The organism is Sporosarcina sp. NCCP-2716 (assembly GCF_023707985.1).
Lineage (GTDB): Bacteria > Bacillota > Bacilli > Bacillales_A > Planococcaceae > Sporosarcina.
This window is the reverse complement of record NZ_BRCF01000010.1, coordinates 54,459-74,188: the sequence shown is the minus strand read 5'-3', so window position 1 is coordinate 74,188 and position 19,730 is coordinate 54,459. Positions and strand designations below refer to the sequence as shown.

The 19,730-nt window shown below is 54.0% G+C and carries 20 protein-coding genes; 9 read left to right on the top strand and 11 right to left on the bottom strand.

Features of this window, described 5'->3' with window-relative positions:
* The first annotated feature begins 35 nt into the window (after nucleotides 1–35).
* Nucleotides 36–344 carry a hypothetical protein gene (locus tag NFU03_RS14185; RefSeq protein ID WP_251639736.1) on the top strand — a complete coding sequence of 103 codons (309 nt, stop codon included), beginning with the start codon at nucleotides 36–38 and terminating at the stop codon, nucleotides 342–344.
* A 27-nt stretch (nucleotides 345–371) separates the two neighbouring features.
* Here NFU03_RS14185 and NFU03_RS14180 read toward each other — a convergent pair whose 3' ends face one another.
* The gene (locus NFU03_RS14180; RefSeq protein WP_251639735.1) at nucleotides 372–1,415 is read right to left on the bottom strand and encodes a hypothetical protein; all 1,044 of its coding nucleotides are present in this window, start codon (nucleotides 1,413–1,415) and stop codon (nucleotides 372–374) included.
* Between the two features lie 34 nt (nucleotides 1,416–1,449).
* Nucleotides 1,450–1,812 carry a hypothetical protein gene (locus NFU03_RS14175; RefSeq protein ID WP_251639732.1) on the bottom strand — a complete coding sequence of 121 codons (363 nt, stop codon included), beginning with the start codon at nucleotides 1,810–1,812 and terminating at the stop codon, nucleotides 1,450–1,452.
* A 168-nt stretch (nucleotides 1,813–1,980) separates the two neighbouring features.
* Between NFU03_RS14175 and NFU03_RS14170 the strand changes: the two genes are divergently transcribed.
* The gene (locus NFU03_RS14170) at nucleotides 1,981–2,649 is read left to right on the top strand and encodes a YoaK family protein (protein ID WP_251639730.1); all 669 of its coding nucleotides are present in this window, start codon (nucleotides 1,981–1,983) and stop codon (nucleotides 2,647–2,649) included.
* A gap of 60 nt (nucleotides 2,650–2,709) precedes the next feature.
* Here the strand turns inward: NFU03_RS14170 and NFU03_RS14165 are convergent, their stop codons facing one another.
* Together NFU03_RS14165 and NFU03_RS14160 are read right to left on the bottom strand one after the other, a co-directional pair.
* Nucleotides 2,710–4,464, bottom strand: coding sequence for a GMC family oxidoreductase (locus tag NFU03_RS14165; protein ID WP_251639728.1), 1,755 nt, complete (start codon nucleotides 4,462–4,464; stop codon nucleotides 2,710–2,712).
* A gap of 25 nt (nucleotides 4,465–4,489) precedes the next feature.
* A complete protein-coding gene (locus NFU03_RS14160) occupies nucleotides 4,490–5,293 on the bottom strand; it encodes a gluconate 2-dehydrogenase subunit 3 family protein (RefSeq protein WP_251639726.1) in 804 nt (267 codons plus the stop codon).
* 246 nt (nucleotides 5,294–5,539) lie between these two features.
* Here NFU03_RS14160 and NFU03_RS14155 point away from each other — a divergent pair, with 246 nt between their 5' ends.
* Entirely contained in the window at nucleotides 5,540–6,208 is a 669-nt protein-coding gene (locus tag NFU03_RS14155) for a YoaK family protein (protein ID WP_251639725.1), read from the top strand.
* Between the two features lie 21 nt (nucleotides 6,209–6,229).
* Here NFU03_RS14155 and NFU03_RS14150 read toward each other — a convergent pair whose 3' ends face one another.
* The gene (locus NFU03_RS14150) at nucleotides 6,230–6,745 is read right to left on the bottom strand and encodes a DUF1097 domain-containing protein (protein WP_251639723.1); all 516 of its coding nucleotides are present in this window, start codon (nucleotides 6,743–6,745) and stop codon (nucleotides 6,230–6,232) included.
* 158 nt (nucleotides 6,746–6,903) lie between these two features.
* Between NFU03_RS14150 and pdxS the strand changes: the two genes are divergently transcribed.
* The 3 genes from pdxS to NFU03_RS14135 all read left to right on the top strand — a co-directional run bounded on the left by pdxS (nucleotide 6,904) and on the right by NFU03_RS14135 (nucleotide 9,721).
* On the top strand, nucleotides 6,904–7,755 hold the full coding sequence (gene pdxS, locus NFU03_RS14145; protein ID WP_251639721.1) for a pyridoxal 5'-phosphate synthase lyase subunit PdxS: 852 nt from the start codon (nucleotides 6,904–6,906) through the stop codon (nucleotides 7,753–7,755).
* 246 nt (nucleotides 7,756–8,001) lie between these two features.
* Nucleotides 8,002–8,886: a fructose bisphosphate aldolase gene (locus tag NFU03_RS14140; RefSeq protein ID WP_251639719.1), complete on the top strand. Its 885-nt coding sequence runs from the start codon at nucleotides 8,002–8,004 to the stop codon at nucleotides 8,884–8,886.
* A 253-nt stretch (nucleotides 8,887–9,139) separates the two neighbouring features.
* Nucleotides 9,140–9,721 carry an MEDS domain-containing protein gene (locus NFU03_RS14135; RefSeq protein ID WP_251639715.1) on the top strand — a complete coding sequence of 194 codons (582 nt, stop codon included), beginning with the start codon at nucleotides 9,140–9,142 and terminating at the stop codon, nucleotides 9,719–9,721.
* A 61-nt stretch (nucleotides 9,722–9,782) separates the two neighbouring features.
* Here the strand turns inward: NFU03_RS14135 and NFU03_RS14130 are convergent, their stop codons facing one another.
* The 4 genes from NFU03_RS14130 to NFU03_RS14115 form a co-directional block, all read right to left on the bottom strand.
* Complete coding sequence (locus tag NFU03_RS14130) at nucleotides 9,783–10,736, bottom strand: methyl-accepting chemotaxis protein (protein ID WP_285835454.1); 954 nt, start codon at nucleotides 10,734–10,736, stop codon at nucleotides 9,783–9,785.
* A gap of 187 nt (nucleotides 10,737–10,923) precedes the next feature.
* A complete protein-coding gene (locus NFU03_RS14125) occupies nucleotides 10,924–11,451 on the bottom strand; it encodes a YceI family protein (protein ID WP_251639711.1) in 528 nt (175 codons plus the stop codon).
* Between the two features lie 25 nt (nucleotides 11,452–11,476).
* Nucleotides 11,477–12,106: an alpha/beta hydrolase gene (locus NFU03_RS14120; RefSeq protein ID WP_251639706.1), complete on the bottom strand. Its 630-nt coding sequence runs from the start codon at nucleotides 12,104–12,106 to the stop codon at nucleotides 11,477–11,479.
* Nucleotides 12,107–12,121: 15 nt separating this feature from the next.
* Nucleotides 12,122–13,105, bottom strand: coding sequence for a ring-cleaving dioxygenase (locus NFU03_RS14115; RefSeq protein ID WP_251639703.1), 984 nt, complete (start codon nucleotides 13,103–13,105; stop codon nucleotides 12,122–12,124).
* A 289-nt stretch (nucleotides 13,106–13,394) separates the two neighbouring features.
* Between NFU03_RS14115 and NFU03_RS14110 the strand changes: the two genes are divergently transcribed.
* The gene (locus NFU03_RS14110; protein WP_251639701.1) at nucleotides 13,395–14,810 is read left to right on the top strand and encodes an MDR family MFS transporter; all 1,416 of its coding nucleotides are present in this window, start codon (nucleotides 13,395–13,397) and stop codon (nucleotides 14,808–14,810) included.
* A 200-nt stretch (nucleotides 14,811–15,010) separates the two neighbouring features.
* On the opposite strand, the gene NFU03_RS14105 is transcribed toward NFU03_RS14110, so the two are convergent.
* Both NFU03_RS14105 and NFU03_RS14100 read right to left on the bottom strand, forming a co-directional pair.
* The gene (locus tag NFU03_RS14105) at nucleotides 15,011–16,018 is read right to left on the bottom strand and encodes a sensor domain-containing diguanylate cyclase (RefSeq protein WP_251639699.1); all 1,008 of its coding nucleotides are present in this window, start codon (nucleotides 16,016–16,018) and stop codon (nucleotides 15,011–15,013) included.
* On the bottom strand, nucleotides 16,011–16,832 hold the full coding sequence (locus NFU03_RS14100; protein WP_251639696.1) for an alpha/beta fold hydrolase: 822 nt from the start codon (nucleotides 16,830–16,832) through the stop codon (nucleotides 16,011–16,013). Before NFU03_RS14100 ends, NFU03_RS14105 begins: the two co-directional genes overlap by 8 nt.
* Before the next feature lie 318 nt (nucleotides 16,833–17,150).
* Here NFU03_RS14100 and NFU03_RS14095 point away from each other — a divergent pair, with 318 nt between their 5' ends.
* Both NFU03_RS14095 and NFU03_RS14090 read left to right on the top strand, forming a co-directional pair.
* Nucleotides 17,151–18,116: a tRNA dihydrouridine synthase gene (locus NFU03_RS14095; RefSeq protein ID WP_251639694.1), complete on the top strand. Its 966-nt coding sequence runs from the start codon at nucleotides 17,151–17,153 to the stop codon at nucleotides 18,114–18,116.
* 281 nt (nucleotides 18,117–18,397) lie between these two features.
* Nucleotides 18,398–19,654 (top strand): MFS transporter, encoded by a 1,257-nt coding sequence (locus NFU03_RS14090; RefSeq protein ID WP_251639690.1) that lies wholly within the window; start codon nucleotides 18,398–18,400, stop codon nucleotides 19,652–19,654.
* The last annotated feature ends 76 nt before the right edge of the window (nucleotides 19,655–19,730 follow it).

The window sequence follows — 19,730 nt, the reverse complement described above, 5'->3', positions numbered from 1 at the left end:
GGATAGTACAGATGGATGAAGGAGGGAGTGATGGAATGATGAATGTATTGATCGCCATCCTGGCTGCCGGAGCTGCACTGTTCGGCTTCAATATGCTGATGGGGTATCGGAAAGGCAACATTACGCTGGACCTCGATCAGCGGCATCAGGACTTGCGCAAACAGGCGGAGGATGTGACAAAAGAGCTTGAAAAACAAGGAAAGGAAGCTGCCTACAAAGGGAACGGTTTCTATGTCATCGATGGCATCGATTATGCAGTTCGTCCTCAGAACGTTTCCATGGGCGGTGCTGCACTTCAGCGTACGGTACTCATCCCTGTCAGCAAATTGAAAAAGCGTCCGTGAGCTTATCTTAAGCTCCGGCGCTTTTTTTCAGTGGTCGTTCTCTTCATCGCCGTCTTCCCGCTCCCGCTGCATCATCCGTTTGTTTTCTTTCAGAATTTTTTCGAAGTAGGACGGTTCCTTCGGCTGTTCAGGCTCAGCCGTCACTGGTTGTATAGGATCGGCGGGCTGCAGCAGGCCGGGTTGCTGTCTCTCTTTCTCGAACCCCAAAGGTTCGATAGCTTCGGCCGGTTCTCCATGTTCCATCTGCGATAATGCTTCTTCTCCAACTGACGGATATGAATCTCTCTCTGCACTATCCTCAGTCTGATGCACAGCCCGCTCTTCCATATGGACCCGCTTCATATGCGTCGGGTACGTCTCGTTCAGCAGTTCATCCATGTAATTCATCCATTTTTGCAGACTGCCTCTCATCTCTTTATATTCCGCTGATTTTTTCGTCAGGCTTGCACCTGTTCCGTCGTGGAAGTTCACTTGGTGGAAAGGGGTCACTTTGTCATCCACTTGTACGATGAGTGCCAGCAGCTGCACACGTACCGGATCTGTTTCCCGATCTCCTGATTCCAGTGTATCCGTTACATCCGATGTAACGAACTGCTCGATCGGCAGTGTGCTGAAAGCTGCAGTAATGGCTTCGGCTTCTCCGTTTTCAACGAGTGCGGCTGCTTCCACGTCCTCGAATGCGTACTCATCCAGCCGATATGCCATCCCGTAAAAAGGCTTTGTGACGGGCTGTCCGAAGTCATCATGGGCTGTCCAAATGTAGAGGCGTTTCCCTCTGAAATCGATCGCAACCCGCGTCAGCAGGTCATGTGAAGCGACAGATGGCATCTTTTTGAAGTCCGTCCCTGGCTGCTCGTATGAAAACAGTTTCTCCCGCTGCTTCCTTTTACGCCGTCCTTCGATTTTCAAGGCGACCGTGAAAAGGAGAATACCTGCACCTGCGATGATGCCCGCGGGCAGCAGTGCATAGCTGCCGGCGTCTGAAAAGCTCAGGATGAATACTACGATGGCTGCCAGCGGAAGCAGGCAGCCTGTGCATCCGGCTGCTGTCGTGAATTTATTGGAAATCATCCTCACCCCTTTTTCGGATTTTGTCTATTGGCGGTCACTCCTGTGAATGGGTTCCCTGCATGCTGGAGAGCAGTGCTTTGGCGTCTGCATTCAAATAGGTCTGTGTTTCTTCCCGGTTCATGAGCGATACGTGGTCCTTGACGAGCAGCTTGAACGACCGGATATTGAAGTGGGATGCATGATCATTGAGGGCATGGATGATTTTGACCTCCTGTTGGGTCAGCCGTTTGCTGTCTGAATGCATGACGAATTCCAGCAGTTCCTGGGCATTGCGCTGCAGCCGGTGCTTATGCGTCTTCAAGATGTCGAGGTTGTCCTCCATGTATTTCCGCGCAGTCACGAAGTCCAGTTCTTCCACACAGGCGTTGACAGCCCGCACGAGTTCGTTCGGGTTCATCCGATCGGCTCCTTCCCTATCCATTCTCTTTCCAATATACCATGTTTCCTGTTGCCTGGAAGGTCTGTTTTGTTAATTCCGACTTCCTGACCTGCCAGAATAGCCGGGTCCTCTTCAGGGTATGGGTACAGTAGACATACAGGTTCCAGCACAGGAAAGGAGAGAGATATGCTGCAACAACCACTGCAGATCGACCGATTGCGGAACGCCGTCACGATAGGCGCAGCGTTTCTGATGGGGTTCATCGACACGTATACATTGACCCAGTTCTCAAACGTGTTTGCCAGTGCACAGATCGGCAACATGGTGACGTTCGGTATCATGCTGGCGAGCGGACAGGCAGCAAATGCGTTCCTGAATGCCCTGTCGCTGTCCGGGTATTTCCTCGGCACTCTTTACGGCGACCGCCTGCTCTCGCGGCTGAAGCTGACGGGACACCACCGTCTGCGTGTATTCCTGGCCATCCAGGCATTCATCCTCCTCTATCTCGCCTGCTTTCAGCACATCCTCCGCATTCCGGTCAAGATATTCATATTGGCGGTCCTTTCCGGCCATGCGCTGACCACGTATCAGAGCTTCGCCGCCACTCCGGTGAACGTCGGCCTCATGACGGGCAACCTTCAGAAGGTGATGAACAACTTGTACCGGGTGCTGTTCCGGCGGGACACAGACGCCCGGGACGACCTGCTCCATGTGCTCGGCGTCCTCGTGTTTTTCATGATGGGTGCAGGCATCAGCATGCTTGTCATCCAATGGAATCCATCCGCCATCCTCTGGATCTCCTTCTCGCTCGCTGCTGTCTTTTTGCTGCGCCTGTACCGGCCGGACTATGGATAAATGAAAAAACGCCGTATTCCTATGCATGGCGCACAGGAATAGGCGTTTCGTGTGTTGTGATCAGACTGTTTCCTTCGAAGCGGCCAGCGCGACGTTGCCGCCTTCCTTCAAGTACTTCAGCATGCCTTCCGCCGCACGGTAGGCGAACGCTCCGATCGTGACGGTCGGGTTATAGTTGCTGTTGTGCGGGAACGAAGACCCGCCGACAACGAACAGGTTTTCCATCTCCCACATCTGTGAATACGTGTTGACCGCGGACGTGGCAGGATCCGCCCCCATGATCACCCCTCCGAAGAAATGGTCCGTGAAGAACTTATGGTCGAAGACGATGTCATCTTTCACGACATCCACCGTCATCTGGTCTGCGCCCATCTCTTTCATGATCTCTTCACAGCGGGCCACGCCGGCTTTCGCGCGGTTGATGTCCTGCTTGTCATAAGTGACGGTCACCCGCAGCAGCGGATTGCCGAGGGCGTCTTTGTAGGCAGGGTCGAGATCCATATATGTGTAGCGGTTCGGCAGGAATCCGCTCTGTGCGGTGATGAACAGATTGCGGTTGAAGTATTTCAGCGACTGTTTCTTGAACTCCTTGCCCCACTTCGGTGTCCCCTCAGGCACTTCGTTATGGGAGATCGGCCGTGTGCCGAGCTGGCTGTAGTGGACTTCGTAGCCATGCAGGAAGTCGAGGTCGGTATGATCCTCGTTATCGCCGCTGAAGTCGTCGATGGACGCCCCGAGTCCGCCGGTCCCCATGAAGTTGTTGAACTTCTTGTCTTCGAAGAAGCCGCGGGCCCCGATATAGGTCGACAGGTTGTTGAAGTGACCTGTGAAATTCTTGCCGATGATCCCCTGGCCGGTGATCGGGTCGTACGGCTGGCCGATTTTCGACGTCAGCAGCAATTGGGTGTTCGTGAAGACGAAACCTGCGAGGACGACGATATCTGCAGGCTGTTCGTATTCCTGCCCGGTCATCGTGTCGGTGTACACGAGACCGGTCGCCTTCTTGCCGTCGTGGCTGACGCGGTTGACGTGGGCTTCGTTGCGGATTTCCAGGTTGCCCGTCTTCTGGGCGGTCGCGAGGACCGTGCCGATCGGATCGGCTTTCGCGCCGAAATCACAGCCGTACTCTTCACAGAACGCACAGTAGACACATCCGTTGATCGTTTCGCCGTCCGGGTTCGTATACGTCTGCGATGCGTTTGCAGAAGGGATGCGGTATGGGTGGTAGCCTAGTTTCTTTGTAGCTTCGCTGAACAGCCGGATGGTCGGCGTGTCTTTCATGGGCGGATTCGGGTACTTATCCGAACGCGGCGGACCGAGCGGGCTCTCTTCCCCTGAAATGGCGGCTGTTTTCTCGTATTTGTCGTAATATGGCTCCAGCTCATCATATGTAATACCCCAGTCCTGCATCGTCGAGTTTTTCGGGATTTTCTCCTTGCCGTACCGCTCCACTGTTTTGCTGTAAATTTCAAAGTCGTACGGAAGCCAGCGGAAGGCCATGCCATTCCAGTGGTTCCCTGCACCGCCCGTATGGTTCCCGAGGCGGGCGTTCGAGTTGTTGCGGACAGGAAGCGCTTCCTTGTCCATCGAATTCCGGGACGTGATCGTGCTTTTGTTCAAGTCCTGCATGAGATCATACCGTTTGGAATAACGCAGTTCGTCTTTGGTGCCGACGAAGTCTTCGTGCTTTTTATCGGAGCCCCGTTCCAGGATGACGACTTTGTGCCCCGCTTTTGTCAGTTCCGCCGCGGCAATGCCACCGACCCATCCTGAACCGACGATCACCGCATCTACTTTGTCCAGTTTCTTCACCATCTGTCATCCTCCTTCCGGTTCCTGATCAGTGTCCCTGGTAATCCCGGAGACTGACGGGTTCCAGCTTTTTGAATTCGTCCTGTTCGATATATCCTGCATAGGAAGCTTGTGCGCCTGGGAACTCTTTCATCTTCCAGCCTTCCATATTGTAGTTTCCGCCGTAGAGGGGATCCGAGTAGGCGCCTTCGAGCGTTGAGTTGATGAGCAGGTTGAAGAACTCGGAAGCTTTAACCCCTTTCATCGGGATCTTGTTGTCTTCAAAGTCTTTCATGACTTCGATCTGCTGGTCCTCATCGGCTTCGTCGAACGGCTTACTGAACCGTTTTTGGCTCTCGTCGTCCATCTTGCGCAAACCTAGCAGGAACAGATGTCCGCGATCCAGGATCGACTGCTCTCCCGCAGGGCCTGCCTGCTGATCGGATTTGTCGAGATCGACGGCATACGGGCTGTGGCGGTAATCCCTGCCGTTTATGCCCCACCGCCCTGCGAGCTGCTGATCGATATAATAAGGTACGCCAAGCTTGATGGCACCTGGTCCGTGCTCGTCTTCGGGGAAAATTTGCTCTGTGGCGGCGCTGAGGACATTGAAATCATGGTGGCGTGTGAAGAACTGGCGGGCCTGTTCATCCATGCGGTTGTTGTCCTTCTTACTGACGACTGCTTTTTCTTCCTTTTTGTCGAAGCTGTTGGTGATCAGGCCGCCGAACAGACCGCCCCCCACCAATCCTCCGGCGAGCAGGCCGGAATTCTTGAGGAATTTACGCCGGCTCATGTCCTGCTGGTGCTGTGCTTCTTCCTTGCTTGTTCGCGGTGGTCGCTTGTCAGACATGATAGTTCCTCCTCCGAAAAGTGTCATGAGTGAACAAATGGTATAGTATTTAGAATCGTTCAGCCATCTGAGCCAACTGTAGCATACAATATATCCAGCTTGTCGGATAATGTCGTTTTTTTGTTGATTTTTTAACGATTTCATTCAAAAGTCTCTTTCTTTTGGTACAATCAACACAATGATGGATTCGCTTGGAAAATAGATGTTTTTTTTCGAAGAAGATGTTTTCTGTAAGGGGGGATAGGATTGGAACAAGACCACATACACGCTGTGCGCATCACGACATTCTTGACGATCGGGGCCGCGTTCCTGATGGGGTTCATCGATGCGTATACGTTCACGGAACTGAAGCACGTATTCGTCAGCGCACAGACCGGCAACATGGTGACGTTCGGGGTGAAACTTGTGACGGGCGCGCCGTTTGAAGGGATACCGAACGTCATGTCGCTCGTCGGTTTCATGGGCGGGGCTTTCATGGGGGAAGTGCTGCTGGCCCGCTATAAGGAACGGGGCTTGCGGAAATACCGGATTTTCCTTTACGTGCAGGCGGTGCTCCTGCTGCTGCTAGCAGTCACGCAGCCTTATCTCCATCTGTCGGTCGCCGTCTTCGTCCTCGGCTGGCTGTCGGGATATGCACTCACGACGTTCCGCAAGATCGGGTCGACTGCCGTCAACAACGGGATCATGACCGGCAATGCACGCAATATGATGAGCAGCCTCTACAAACTGCTGTTTGAAAAAGACCCGCAAGCGAAGACGGAGCTGCTCCATCTCGGCACGGGTATCGTTACTTTCGTCGCCGGGGTGGGCGCCGGGGCATTCGTCACATCCATCGAGCCTGCCGCAGTCCTGTGGGCAGCATTCGCTTTTGTCATGCTGTCGATTTCCGTGCTGTTCGTCTACCGATGGCATTGACCGGAGAGCAGGTGCGGCATGTTACCGCTCCTGCTGTTCCGCAACCGGGAAGGCGAGTTTCGCGTTGAGCCATGCGTAGACCGGGCCGAGCGCGTTCATGATGACGACAGCGATGAAGGCTGCCCAGACATTGTGTGTGACCGGACCCCAGCCGCCGTAGTATGTCGCGAAGAAGCTCGCAAATCCTAAGAACATACCTGGTACGAACAGCGACCATTTCGTCCGGCCGAGCAGCATCATCCCGCAGTTGAACACGAAGATTGTGGCCATTTCGCCTGCAATCGGCCAATGACCGGGCAGCATCGGGCCGAGCCAATCGTCTTTCACCAGGACGATCAGCAGCGCAGTGAACGAGCCGATCGGCATGGTCTTCCAAATTTTCGTCATCACTTCTTTTTTCGGTCCTCCCGATGCCATGGTCCCCGCCCAGCCGATGAACAGTGCCCACGGCGGCAGATTTAATGGCGGCAGTGCAAGCAGAACGCTCGTTGCAGCCAGCACAGATGAAACGACCTCCAATGGAATGCGGTCCCTCATGACAGCCCCTCCTTCTCAATTTCTGCAGTGGAGTTTGACAAGCGCCCTCTCACTGCTGATGATCTTATAAAACTGACCCTACTATTTTGACTCAATCTGGCTATTTCAATCATATCAATTCCCCGTATACTGAAAACTATGAAAAGGGGGAAATGATCATGAAAAACGAAATCAATTACGGCGGCGTCATCATGGACGTCGTCAATGCAGAACAGGCGAAGATCGCGGAAGCCGCAGGAGCTGTCGCCGTCATGGCACTCGAGCGGGTCCCGTCGGATATCCGTGCTGCCGGCGGCGTAGCCCGGATGGCCGATCCGCGCATTGTCGAGGAAGTGCAGAAAGCCGTATCGATTCCCGTCATGGCGAAAGCCCGTATCGGACACATTTCGGAAGCCCGCGTGCTCGAATCTCTCGGCGTCGACTGCATCGACGAAAGTGAAGTGCTGACACCGGCGGATGAAGAATTCCACTTGCTGAAGAGCGATTTCTCCGTGCCGTTCGTCTGCGGAGCCCGCAACTTAGGTGAAGCTGCGCGCCGTCTCGGGGAAGGCGCTCAAATGCTCCGGACAAAAGGCGAACCCGGCACCGGCAACATTGTGGAAGCCGTGCGCCATCTCCGGATGATCAACGCCCAAGTGAGCAAAGTCGTGCATATGAGCCAGGACGAACTGATGACGGAAGCCCGCAATCTCGCAGCTCCGTACGACGTCCTGCTCGCCATCCGGGAAGCCGGACGCCTCCCTGTGCTGAACTATTCCGCAGGCGGGGTCGCAACGCCGGCCGATGCTGCACTCATGATGGAACTCGGGGCGGATGGCGTTTTCGTCGGTTCCGGTATCTTCAAGTCCGATAACCCGGAAGCATTCGCCCGGGCGATCGTCCAGGCAACGAAAGATTTCCGGAACTACGAACTGATCGCCGCCCTGTCGAAAGGGATCGGCACGCCGATGAAAGGACTGGAAATCCCGAAACTCGCTGAGCACGAACTCATGGCGGGACGCAGTCTGTAAGCAATGACAGCCGAAGGAGCTTGTCCGGGCACAGCAGTGACGCGGGTAGGCTTCTTCCATGTTGTTCGGGCGCCGTACCCTTCTTGTCCCCTTCTCGAATTGTTCCCTTTTCCTTCCGACAGAAACCCGCTTTGTTGGTTTGAGGCAGTCCAATCATGGTAACATGAAAAGAGCAAGGTGTTTTCTATTACGCCTGGTTCCAGCGAACACTGTTTCGAAACACGAGAATGGATAGGAGTGAGTGGAATGGACGAACAGCAATTCGACAAAGTGAAGAACGGCAAAGGGTTCATCGCAGCGCTCGACCAAAGCGGCGGGAGCACCCCGAAGGCATTGGCGGCGTATGGCGTGACGGAAGACAAGTATTCCGGTGATGATGAAATGTTCGGCCTGGTGCATGATATGCGCACCCGGATCATCACCTCCCCGGCATTCAGTTCAGACCGGATCCTCGGAGCGATCCTGTTCGAGCAGACGATGGACCGTGAAATCGAAGGGATGTATACAGCGGACTACCTCGCAGAGAAGAAAGGCATCGTCCCGTTCCTGAAGATCGACAAAGGGCTGGCGGACGAGAAGAACGGCGTCCAGCTCATGAAGCCGATCACCGATCTCGAGGAGACGCTGAAGCGGGCGAACGAGCGCCACATTTTCGGCACGAAGATGCGCTCGGTCATCAAGGAACCGAACGAACAGGGCATCAAAGAAGTCGTCGACCAGCAATTCGAAGTCGGCCGGCAGATCATCGCAGCAGGACTCGTGCCTATCATCGAGCCGGAAGTCGACATCAACAGCACCAGCAAACCGGCCTGTGAGACGATGCTGAAAGACGAGATCCTCAACCATCTCGAACAACTGAACGAGGATGAGAACGTCATGCTGAAAGTGACGATCCCGACAGAAGCGAACTTGTACCGCGAGCTGATCGAACATCCGCGTGTCGTCCGCGTCGTTGCATTGTCCGGCGGCTATCCGACCGATATCGCCAACGAGAAACTGAAAGAGAACGACGGCCTGATCGCAAGTTTCTCCCGGGCGCTGAGCCAAGACTTGAACGCGAACCAGTCCGAAGAAGAGTTCAACAAGACGCTTGGAGATGCAGTGGAGTCGATCTACGAAGCGTCCATCTGACAATTCCCCATGAAAAAGGGCTGTCCCGCCATGTCTGTTACGATATGGCGGGATAGCCCTTTCGCATTTCAATAAAAACATGTCGAATCCTGCCAGAAAAAGAGGAAATATTTTCTCAGTTCCGCTCTTTAGTTCTCTGCTAAGTCCCGAAGTCCTATGCTATACTTAAGCAAACATGCTAAATAAACGCATTGGTGATCCGCTAGTCCCTCACTTACTCCGTTGCTATATATCATAAGAAAGGGTGACAGCTTTGAATCCGCAACTGCAATCACTGCTTCGGACAGGACAGTATCCGCATGTCCTCTACTCGTATTCCTCGGAATCTCATTATATCGAGATGGCCGTCAGCTACATCCTTGACGGTATTGCCAGCAATGAACACGTGTTTCTTATTGATAACGAACGACTTTACCCCCTTATCGCACAGCAAGTACGCAGCCAGGTGAGCCGCGAACAATTTGAACTGCTCTGCTTTGTGAAGAATTTCGATTTCTATTATTCCTCCGGCAGTTATCATCCGCCAGCCATCCTCGCCTATTTCAACGACCTTCTGAAGCGGAAGTCTATGCACGATAAACCTTTCCGTTCCTGGGCCCACGTGGAGTGGGGGTCGATGAAAGAACCCGTGGAGGTCGTGAGGGAATTGGAACAGCATATTGACTGGGCTGTAAACTCACTGTCGTTCCCCCTCATATGTGCATACCGGCTCGACCGGATGCCCGCTCATTTGATGACCATCCTTGAAGAGACCCACCCGTACATTTTGACGGATGAGACGTTCCTGTCTTCCGCCGCTTATCAGTCACAGGTGCCGGCAGATCTGAAGCTATGATAGAAAACACCTTCCGGTTATAGTCTCGGAAGGTGTTTTGTCCGTTATTCCCTGTCAGCATTTAGCGCGCTGTCGTTGCGGACAGCTGGCGGATGCCGTTCTCAAGGCGCTGGTCGACTTCTTTGGCATCCTCAATATGATCGAGGATCAAGTTATGGACATCAGAGAAAAGATTTTTCGCATCGGCCAGTTCCTGTCGCACTTCAGCCGACAGTTTCTTCTGTTCTTCGATCATCGTCTGAACGGAACCGATATCCCCCTGGCTCGTTTCGATGGTGTTCAAGATCCGTTCGATTTTCTCAGCGGTCGTCATGCTGATCTGCACGCCGCGTTCCACGAGTTCGGCACTGGTCCGGGTCGATTCAAGCGCGTGACTGATCTCATCGCGCAGCGAGGACGTCAGCGTCTGGATGCTTGCTGTACTTTTGCCCGTGCTCTCCGCCAAATTGCGGACTTCTTGGGCGACAACGGCGAACCCTTTGCCGGATTCCCCTGCGCGGGCGGCCTCGATGGAAGCATTCAGTGCCAGCAGATTCGTTTGAGCAGCAATCCCGTCAATCACGCCGACGATCGACTGGATTTCGTCCGACCGTGCACTGAGCGTCGTCATATTGTGCTCGGAGGCTTGGATCTGCGCCCCGAGTTCCTTCATGACCTCCGCTGCTTCATTCACTTGCTGCGTGCCTTCAGTCGCTTCCCTGACCATCAGGCGTGACTGTTCTTCCAGGGAATGTCCTTTGTCATACAGTTCTTCCGACTTACTGGCCGTCTGTTCACTGAGACCACTGATATTTTCGAAGCGCTCTTCGATTTTCCCGACGGCATCCCCTAAATATCCATGCTGGCCATTCACTTTGTCATGCTGCATGACGGCCGCCGCCAGCTCCTCCTGCAATTCCAGCAGCTGCGCCCGGCCTTCCTCTTCTTTCTGAGCATAGCTTTCTTTGAGCAGGGACAGTTCTTCCTGCCCATCCGCACCCACTTGCACACGTTCTCTTCTCCCGAACATTCCCATTTCCATTCCCCCAACCGTTCTTAATATATTCAATCATATCACATAGCAGTCGAACAGACTATGACTTTTTAACTACGATTCGTAAGTCATTTTCATATGGATGTGCCCTGGGGGATTAAACCTGAAAAAACCGGCCCCTTTCGCGGGACCGGTTCTCTGTTCGTCTTGCCGTTTGAAGAAGCTTTTATTACGATGCCGGGTTGACTTCGAGCTCGACGTTGATCTTAATATCTTTTCCGACGAGGACACCGCCTGTTTCGAGCGCTGCGTTCCAAGTGAGACCGAATTCTTCGCGGTTGATCTTCGATTTTGCTTCGAAGCCGTATACTTCCACACCCCATGGATTTTTGCCTTTTCCGCCGTATTCCACATCGAACGTTACAGGCTTTGTAATGCCTTTAATGGTCATGTCGCCGGTAACGCGGTAGTCGTCCCCGTCTTTTTCGATAGATGTCGACTGGAAGGTGATTTCCGGGTAGGTCTCCACATCGAAGAAGTCTGCAGATTTCAAATGGCCATCGCGGTCTTCCGAATTCGTGTCGATGCTCGCAGTGTCGAATTTGAAGAAAATCGACGCCCCCGTCAGATCTTCCAGGCTCGGCGCTTCCACAGTCGCTGTGTACGATTTGAATTGGCCTTTCACTTTCGATACCATCATATGCTTCACTTCGAAGCCTACTGCTGAGTGTGCTGTGTCTACTGTCCATTGTGTCATGATTGGTTCCCCCAATTGATTTAGTTTAGTTGTCTTGCTTGTTAATACTTATACAGATCTTTTCATACCAGGCTTTCGCAGCCTCCACTTCCTCCATTGTCAGCTGATGACCCGTGTCCACCCAATGAACGGTAGCCGAAGCACCTGCCGCGTCTAGCCGCTGCTGTAGTTCTTCCGCTTCCTGCGCCGGGCAGATCGGATCATTTGTCCCTGCTGCTATCCAGACCGGTACACCGGTCAGATCCGGCATCGACACATCGCGCAGCGGCACCATCGGATGATGCAGGATGGCGGCTTTCAGCACGTCTGCATAGTGGAACAGCAGGCTGGCGGCTATGTTCGCACCATTCGAATAACCGATGGCGGTCAAGTTGCGTGCGTCAAACTGGCACGTCTCGGCTGCTTCGATGATGAAATCCCTGAGCTCTTCCGTCCTGAACACTAAGTCTTTTTCGTCGAAAACGCCTTCGGCAAGCCGTTTGAAAAATCGGGGCATGCCATTCTCCAAAACGTTCCCGCGGACACTGAGGACAGATGCTTCAGGGTCGATAATTTTAGCCAGCCCGAGCAGATCATGCTCTGTGCCGCCAGTTCCGTGAAGCAGGAGCAGCACCGGCTTATCGGGAGCGGCTCCCTGTTTGAAAATATGGTTCACGGCAAAGCCCCCTTTTCACAAATATTCTTTTTCAATGTGCCTCGTACTGCGCATCGTATCGATCGGACGGACGATCGCTTCGATCTGCGCCCGCTTGCCTTCCAGGAAGGGTGGCAGCGACAGGTTTTCGCCAAGTGTTTCGTACGGTTCATCTCCCATGAAACCTGGTCCGTCCGTCGCCCATTCGAATAGGATGCCATGAGCCACACGGGCATAGAGCGATTCGAAGAAGAAGCGGTCGACATAGCCAGACGAATTCAGGCCGAATGACTGGAGACGGCCGATCCACGCATGGAGAGCGTTCGTATCTTCCACCCGGAACGCTGCGTGATGGACGGTACCGAATCCTTGCCGGCCGCTCGGCAGTGTCGTGTTATGCTCCACGATCAGCTGCGCACCGTTGCCGCCTTCGCCGACTTCGAACAGATGAAGCGCCCCGTCTTCAGCAACTTTCCTGAATTCCATGACGGTTTCCAGCAGTTCCTGGAACTCCTCGAACCGCGCAATCCGGATGTGGAGCGGTCCCAAGCCGGTGATGGCGAACTCATCAGGCACCGGACCGTTCTTCCAAGGGCTGCCCGATGCAATGCCGGTGTCCGATTCGTCCGACACAAGCATATAGTGCTGGTCATCGAAATCGGTGAACGAAATGGTCTTCTTGCCGAAGACGTCCTCGATGCCCCCATGACTCACATCATATTTGTCAAACCGCTTCACCCAATAGTCGAGTGCCGCATCGGTCGGTACGCGGAATCCTGTCTTATGGATTTCGTTTGTCCCGTGGGTCCCCTGCGGGATTCCCGGGAAATCGAAGAATGTCATGTCTGTGCCGGCAGAGCCGGTGTCATCCGCGAAAAACAGATGGTACGTGCGGATATCGTCCTGGTTCACCGTTTTCTTCACGAGACGCATGCCGAGCGTATAAGTGAAAAACTCGTAATTTTTCTCGGCGCTGCTCGTAATGGCTGTTACATGATGGATGCCTTTCAGTCCGTTCATGCGATCATTCCTTCCTTGTCGTTCAATATCTTGAATTCAGGGTATATGTGTAAAAAAAATGAAACTGCTCAATTCGATTAATCAATTGCCGTCCAAAGTTATTATCTTGAATTCAAAGTAATTGTACCATGCCATTTTCTTCTGGTCAATTCTTTTGTCCGGCCGCTTTACTGGGTGTAGTTTTTATCGGCCGCAGGAAGGGTAGGCTGTTTAATGAAAGGTAATTATGCGAACAGCTGATTTACTTGTTTCTATAGTCTTCTATCCCAAATGAGGTGTCCGAAACCCTATGGTCAATCCACAGGCAATGGAACGTTCCGGAACGTTCGACTTCAAAAAGAATATCCCGCTGCTCGCCGTCCTGCTGGCTGGCGCGTTCATCACCATCTTGAACCAGACGCTGCTAGCGACAGCGCTCCCGCCGATCATGCGGGATCTCCAAGTGTCCGAAAGCACGGTGCAGTGGCTGCAGTCCGCATTCATGCTCGTCAATGGGATCATGATTCCGATCACAGCATTCCTGATCGCGAAATTCACAACGCGCAGTTTGTTCCTTTCTGCTCTCGGCATCTTTGCTGCGGGGACGCTCGTTGCTGCTCTGTCGCCGACGTTTTCGATATTGCTGATCGGCCGGATCCTGCAGGGCGCTGGGGCAGGCATTATGATGCCGCTTCTCCAGACGGTCATGTTCCTGCTGTTTCCGCGGGAGCAGCGCGGCAAGGCGATGGGGATGTTCGGCCTTGTCATCGCTTTTGCACCGGCGATCGGCCCGAGCCTGTCCGGCTATCTCGTCGATAACCATCCGTGGCGCAGCGTGTTCTACGTCGTCCTGCCGATCGTACTCGTCGTGATTGCGGCCGCCTGGTTCCTGCTGAAGAATGTCACGGAACAGACTGATCCGCGGGTCGATTACTTGTCGATCGTACTGTCGTCATTCGGATTTGGCGGACTGCTGTATGGCTTCAGCGTGGCGGGCAACGTCGGCTGGCTGTCGCCGCAAGTCCTCATCTCACTGGCGGTCGGTGCGGCTACCCTCCTGTTGTTCATCAGCCGGCAGCTGAAACTGGAGGAACCGATCCTTGAGTTCCGCGTCTTCCAATACGGCGTCTTTTCGCTTTCGACCATCCTCGGCATGATCGTTTTTGCCTCGATGATCGGGTCTACGGTCATCCTGCCGCTGTTCATGCAGAACCTGCTCGGCTTCAACGCGCTGCATTCCGGACTGATGCTGCTGCCGGGCGCTATCGTCACCGGGATCATGAACCCAGTGACCGGCACGCTTTTCGATAAATTCGGAGCCAGATGGCTGCTGCGGACCGGCTTCGCCATCCTGACCGTGACGACGTTCCTGTTCGGCTATTTGACAGAGGAGACGACATTCACGTATTTGGCTGTGCTGAACGCCGTCCGGATGTTCGGGATCTCCATGGTCATGATGCCGTCGACGACGCTCGGACTTAACCAGCTGCCGAACCATCTCATTCCGCACGGCACCGCCATGAACAACACGTTCCGCCAGATTGCGGGCGCTGTGGGGACAGCGGTCCTCGTAACGATCACAATCACTTCTGCCAGCGGCAATACCGTGGCGGGCCAGATCCATGGTGTCAATGTCGCCTTTCTCGTCGCTGCCGCAGTGGCTGCTGTCGGGCTGCTGCTGTCGTTCCTGATCCGCGATTCGAAACGGCGGCCGGCGAATGGCTGATGAACGGAAAAATCTCCTGTCCTCTTTGAGGAGCGGGAGATTTTTCGTCGTGCTTTGCTTGAGCGTTTCGCCATGCGGCTTGAGCGGATTATGCTGGTTCTTGAGCGTTTCGCTAGCGGCTTGAGCGGTTCGCACTGGTTCTTGAGCGTTCTGCTGGCGGCTTGAGCGGTTCGCACTGGTTCTTGAGCGGTTCTCAGCTATCACTGCACACGGATGCTGTGGTTTGCATGGGTGACCCGGTTGCGGCCTGCGTTTTTTGACGCGTAGAGCGCACGGTCTGCGTCTTCCTGCAGGGCGAGTTCTGTGCTGCCCGGCATGCTAGTCGCTGCGCCGATGCTGACCGTGATAGCGGTGGATGCCCAGTCGGCCTTTTCCACAAGGCTGCGGATCCGTTCGGCAAGGGCGACAGCGGCGGATTTCCCGGACGCCGGCAGCACGAGAGCGAATTCCTCTCCGCCGTACCGGGCGGCCACATTGTCAGTCCCTGCTTCTTCCGTGAGAAGCCGGCCCATTTCCTGTAAGACGCTGTCGCCGACGAGATGGCCGTATGTGTCATTGATGAGTTTGAAGTTATCGATATCGATCAGCAGGAGGGAGACCGGCTGCCTGCTTTCTTCCGAGTGACGGACGGCTTCCGTCAAGTGTTCATGGAAACTGCGCCGGTTCCGGAGCCCTGTCAGTCCGTCGGTGTCCGCCAGCTTCCGGAGTTTGTCGTTCACGACGAGTAATTCCTGCTGCTTGGCCTCCAATTCCTTCTGTAGACATTCCAGCTCGGCGATCTGCTTTTTCTTCAGCCGGTTGCGTTCATCCGTTTCCTGCTTCACGGTCAGCAGCGCCTTTTCGTACTCATAGCGCTCTTTCATCGGGAAACAGATGCAGTCGATCTCCGGGCTGCCGCAGTCGATCTCCGGGCCGCCGCTGCCGATCCGGCGGCACGCATTCAGCAGCACGGGCACCTCCTCACCGGATTTGGACAGGAGTGCAAGATACATCGCCTCCACTTTGTCCTGCATGCGGATCATCGGAACGAAATAGAGCTGGTAGAATGCGATGCTCTCGCGTTTCATGAGAAGGCTGACGAGCCGGCCTTCCAGTTCTCCCCGTGTATAGCCGAGCAGTCCGCACAGCGTCTGGTTCACTTCCGTTATCCGTCCGTCGTCCGCCATTGAGAGAAACCCGCACGGTGCGTGGTCAAGCCGTTCATCCATCCAGCATACCTTCTTTTTCCAAGTAGTTAAAAATAAGCCGGATCGTCTCCTCCGGGTGACTCATGTGCGGGCAGTGACCGGTCGCCGCCATCTTCATAAAGGTGCTGCCGGCTATCCCCTCATGCATATGCGCACCCGCCGATTCCGGCGCGATGATGTCCTCCGCACATTGCAGGATGAGTGACGGTACCTTCACGTGCTGAAGCCTGTCCCGATAATCCGAAAAGAATACCGCTTGCGCGAACTCCCGGGCGACGAGCGGATCCGTTGAGCAGAAACTCTCTTCCAGCTCCCCCGCAAGCGACGGCCGGTCGGCGTTCTGCATGACGGCTTGCGACAAATACTTCGCCCAGCCGATGTAATTCAGGTCCATCATGCCGATCAGCGCTTCGAGCTCCTCCCTTTCGAAGCCGCCGGCATAATCAGGCGGGGCATTGACGTAACAGGAGGATGGCCCGAGCATGATCAGGCGCTCGAACCGCTCAGGGGCGAGAATGGATGCCAGCATACCGATCGTACCGCCCGCCGAGTGGCCGATAAATATCACCTTCCCGTCACCGAGCGCTTCGATGATGGCCACAATATCCTGTGCGTATCCCTCGAGCGTGCTGTACGTTTCCGAGGAATAGGCTTGGTAGTCCGATTTCCCGGAGCCGACGTAATCGAACAGGACGACACGGAATTGCTTCTCGAATGCGGGCGCCACCAGCCTCCACATCGTCTGATCGCAGCCGAATCCCGGAGCGAACACGATTGTCTTCGGCCCAGCCCCGGATATACGGACGGCATGCCGTTTCAGGGTAGTTTGGTTCATCATGCTGCCTCCTTCTTTTCCCGGTCAATAAAAACCAGTCTTTAGTACATCTATTCTCTCATTCATTTATAGGGCAATGTTACTAATCCTATTATAGAAGATTGCCGGCTGACATTCAATACAGACCGTTTGCCGTATGTGACGATTGTTAATCAGTCCGGACACGCACGCCGGCACGATTACGGATTCGGCCGCGGCCGGTTTATTGATAAAACTGCTTGAAACGTGGTATAAATAGAAAGACGGCAGAGCGTATCTGCTTTTTATTTTTGAGGATGGCGGGCAACTGCGCATCCGGTACATTGAGAGGGTTGGATCATGACAAACAATTTCTGGCGTGAACTGCCGCGCCCGTTTTTCATATTGGCACCGATGGAGGATGTGACGGATGTCGTCTTCCGTCACGTCGTCAGTGAAGCAGCGCGTCCCGACGTCTTCTTCACCGAATTCACGAACACGGAGAGCTACGGCCATCCGGAAGGTATCTACAGTGTCCGCGGCCGGCTGACGTTCACGGAGGACGAACAGCCGATGGTCGCGCATATCTGGGGCGACAAACCGGAGTTTTTCCGCCTGATGAGTATCGGCATGGCGGAGCTCGGCTTCAAAGGCGTCGACCTCAACATGGGCTGTCCTGTGCCGAACGTCGCTGCGAAAGGCAAAGGCAGCGGGCTGATCAATCATCCCGAAACGGCCGCCGCCATAATCGAAGCCGCCAAAGCCGGCGGTCTGCCGGTGAGCGTCAAGACGCGCCTCGGCTATACGGAAGTGGAGGAATGGCGCGAGTGGCTGACGCACGTCCTGAAGCAGGACATCGCCAACCTGTCGATCCACTTGCGCACTCGTAAGGAAATGAGCGCGGTCGACGCCCACTGGGAACTAATCCCGGAGATCAAGAAGCTGCGCGACGAAATCGCTCCGGATACAATGCTGACGATCAACGGCGATATCCCCGATCGGAAGACAGGGATGGAGCTTGCTGAGAAATACGGCATTGACGGCGTTATGATCGGCCGCGGCATCTTCAAGAATCCGTTTGCGTTCGAGACGGAACCGCGAGAGCATACGAGCGAGGAACTGCTCGGCCTCATGCGGCTGCATCTGGATCTGTTCGACAAGTATTCGACGGAGCTGGAGCCGCGTCCATTCAAGCCGCTCCGCCGGTTCTTCAAGATTTACGTCAAAGGCTTCCGCGGCGCAGGTGAGCTGCGCAACCAGCTGATGAGCACAGAGACGACGGATGAAGTAAGAGCACTGCTGGACAGATTCACATTCGAAGAATGAGGGTCCACACAATACGCCGGCTGTCCTTAACGGACGGCCGGCGTATTTTTGTGCAATTTTACAGTTTGTATTTTTATAATTTTTATCTTCACCCTTTTTCAATGTTCTCATACACACCAAGTAGATTACCCACCACAATAGTCGTTAATTTCTATTTTAATAAATAAAGTTGAAAATTATAAATAAATGTTTTAATGACTAACTAATTTATTTTATGGTATAGTATGTTGGTTAAACTAGTCGCGGCAACATAATTCCAAGAAGGGTGTGGAGATAGAATTATGGCAAAAAGTAAGATGCATTATGCGTGGTTGATTCTCGTAGGTCTCTGTCTGATGGTCGGTCTTGGCAAGGGAGCACTGAACAATACTGCAGGTCTGTTCATCAGTCCGGTTTCCAAAGATCTAGGCGTCGGTATCGGTAACTTAACCCTGTATTTGAGTATTTCATCAATCGTGACCTTGTTCTTCCTGCCAATTGGCGGTAAGCTAATGGCCAAGTATAATATCAAAGGATTGCTGGTCGTCGCAATTCTTTTGCAAGCGGGTTCGTTTGCCGCATTCGGTTTAATGAGTTCCATCTGGGGCTGGTACATTCTCGCGATTCCATTGGCAATCGGCGGAGTGTTCATCACCGTCATCGCCGGTCCAGTGCTGATCAACTCATGGTTCAAGAAAAGCAACGGACTGGCGCTCGGTATCATGGGAGCGGCTTCCGGGGCAATCGGGGCGGTAACACAACCCGTTGTCGGTAATCTCATTGCCAGCAAAGGGTGGAGCCAGTCGTACATCTTCGTCGGATTGGCCGTGCTGATCATCGTCATTCCGGTCATCCTTCTGCTGATCAAGAAGTCTCCAAAAGAAAAAGGCTTACTGCCATACGGCGCTTCGGCTGCTGTTGAAAACGGGGAAGCTGCTGAAAACGAAAGCGAAAAAGGGATCTCAATTGCGGTTGCCCGCAAATCCGGCGCCTTCTACTCGCTGGCCCTTTTCTTCTTCCTGATCACTGCAATCGGAAGCTTTTCGATCCACATCCCGACATTCCTTGCGAATAAAGGCTATTCCGTGGAATTCTCTGGTACGGTCATGGGAGTTTACATGATCGGCGTCTTGTTGGGCTCCCTGATCCTCGGAATTCTCAGCGATAAAATCGGCTCTAAGAACACGTCTCTGCTCGCTATGATTTTAGGTGGCGCAGCGGTTCTCATGCTGTTGTTCTTCGCAAATGTTTCAGGGTTCATCATGGTGGCAGCGGTCCTCCTCGGCTTCATGATCGCTTCGATCGGTACGCTGGCTCCGGCATTGACAGCGACCCTGTTCGGCAGCAAAGACTACAGCCAGATCTACTCGCTGGCATCACTCGGATTAGCCGTCGCTTCGATCATCGCGCTTCCGGCTTATGGCTACATCTACGACTTCACAGGCACATATACGATCGTCCTGTGGATCATTGTAGGGATGTTCATCGTCAACATCCTGGCCGTCCTGTTCGCCTTCACGAGCAAGAAGAAACTGGTCGACCAAGGACACTGGAACTGATACCCATCAGCGTCCATTCGGTCCGCATATGTACAACCCGTACGGCAAAAGCTGCCGGGCACCTCGTGTTCCACTT

Bases quoted from the DNA above. Each gene is read 5' to 3' on its own strand.
- pdxS (WP_251639721.1), top strand. From the start codon at position 6,904: ATGAAAAACGAAATCAATTACGGCGGCGTCATCATGGACGTCGTCAAT.
- NFU03_RS14100 (WP_251639696.1), bottom strand. From the start codon at position 16,832: ATGAACCAAACTACCCTGAAACGGCATGCCGTCCGTATATCCGGGGCT.
- NFU03_RS14115 (WP_251639703.1), bottom strand. From the start codon at position 13,105: ATGAACGGACTGAAAGGCATCCATCATGTAACAGCCATTACGAGCAGC.
- NFU03_RS14140 (WP_251639719.1), top strand. From the start codon at position 8,002: ATGGACGAACAGCAATTCGACAAAGTGAAGAACGGCAAAGGGTTCATC.
- NFU03_RS14110 (WP_251639701.1), top strand. From the start codon at position 13,395: ATGGTCAATCCACAGGCAATGGAACGTTCCGGAACGTTCGACTTCAAA.
- NFU03_RS14105 (WP_251639699.1), bottom strand. From the start codon at position 16,018: ATGGATGAACGGCTTGACCACGCACCGTGCGGGTTTCTCTCAATGGCG.
- NFU03_RS14180 (WP_251639735.1), bottom strand. From the start codon at position 1,415: ATGATTTCCAATAAATTCACGACAGCAGCCGGATGCACAGGCTGCCTG.
- NFU03_RS14175 (WP_251639732.1), bottom strand. From the start codon at position 1,812: ATGAACCCGAACGAACTCGTGCGGGCTGTCAACGCCTGTGTGGAAGAA.
- NFU03_RS14125 (WP_251639711.1), bottom strand. From the start codon at position 11,451: ATGACACAATGGACAGTAGACACAGCACACTCAGCAGTAGGCTTCGAA.
- NFU03_RS14185 (WP_251639736.1), top strand. From the start codon at position 36: ATGATGAATGTATTGATCGCCATCCTGGCTGCCGGAGCTGCACTGTTC.
- NFU03_RS14130 (WP_285835454.1), bottom strand. From the start codon at position 10,736: ATGGGAATGTTCGGGAGAAGAGAACGTGTGCAAGTGGGTGCGGATGGG.
- NFU03_RS14150 (WP_251639723.1), bottom strand. From the start codon at position 6,745: ATGAGGGACCGCATTCCATTGGAGGTCGTTTCATCTGTGCTGGCTGCA.
- NFU03_RS14160 (WP_251639726.1), bottom strand. From the start codon at position 5,293: ATGTCTGACAAGCGACCACCGCGAACAAGCAAGGAAGAAGCACAGCAC.
- NFU03_RS14170 (WP_251639730.1), top strand. From the start codon at position 1,981: ATGCTGCAACAACCACTGCAGATCGACCGATTGCGGAACGCCGTCACG.
- NFU03_RS14090 (WP_251639690.1), top strand. From the start codon at position 18,398: ATGGCAAAAAGTAAGATGCATTATGCGTGGTTGATTCTCGTAGGTCTC.
- NFU03_RS14165 (WP_251639728.1), bottom strand. From the start codon at position 4,464: ATGGTGAAGAAACTGGACAAAGTAGATGCGGTGATCGTCGGTTCAGGA.
- NFU03_RS14095 (WP_251639694.1), top strand. From the start codon at position 17,151: ATGACAAACAATTTCTGGCGTGAACTGCCGCGCCCGTTTTTCATATTG.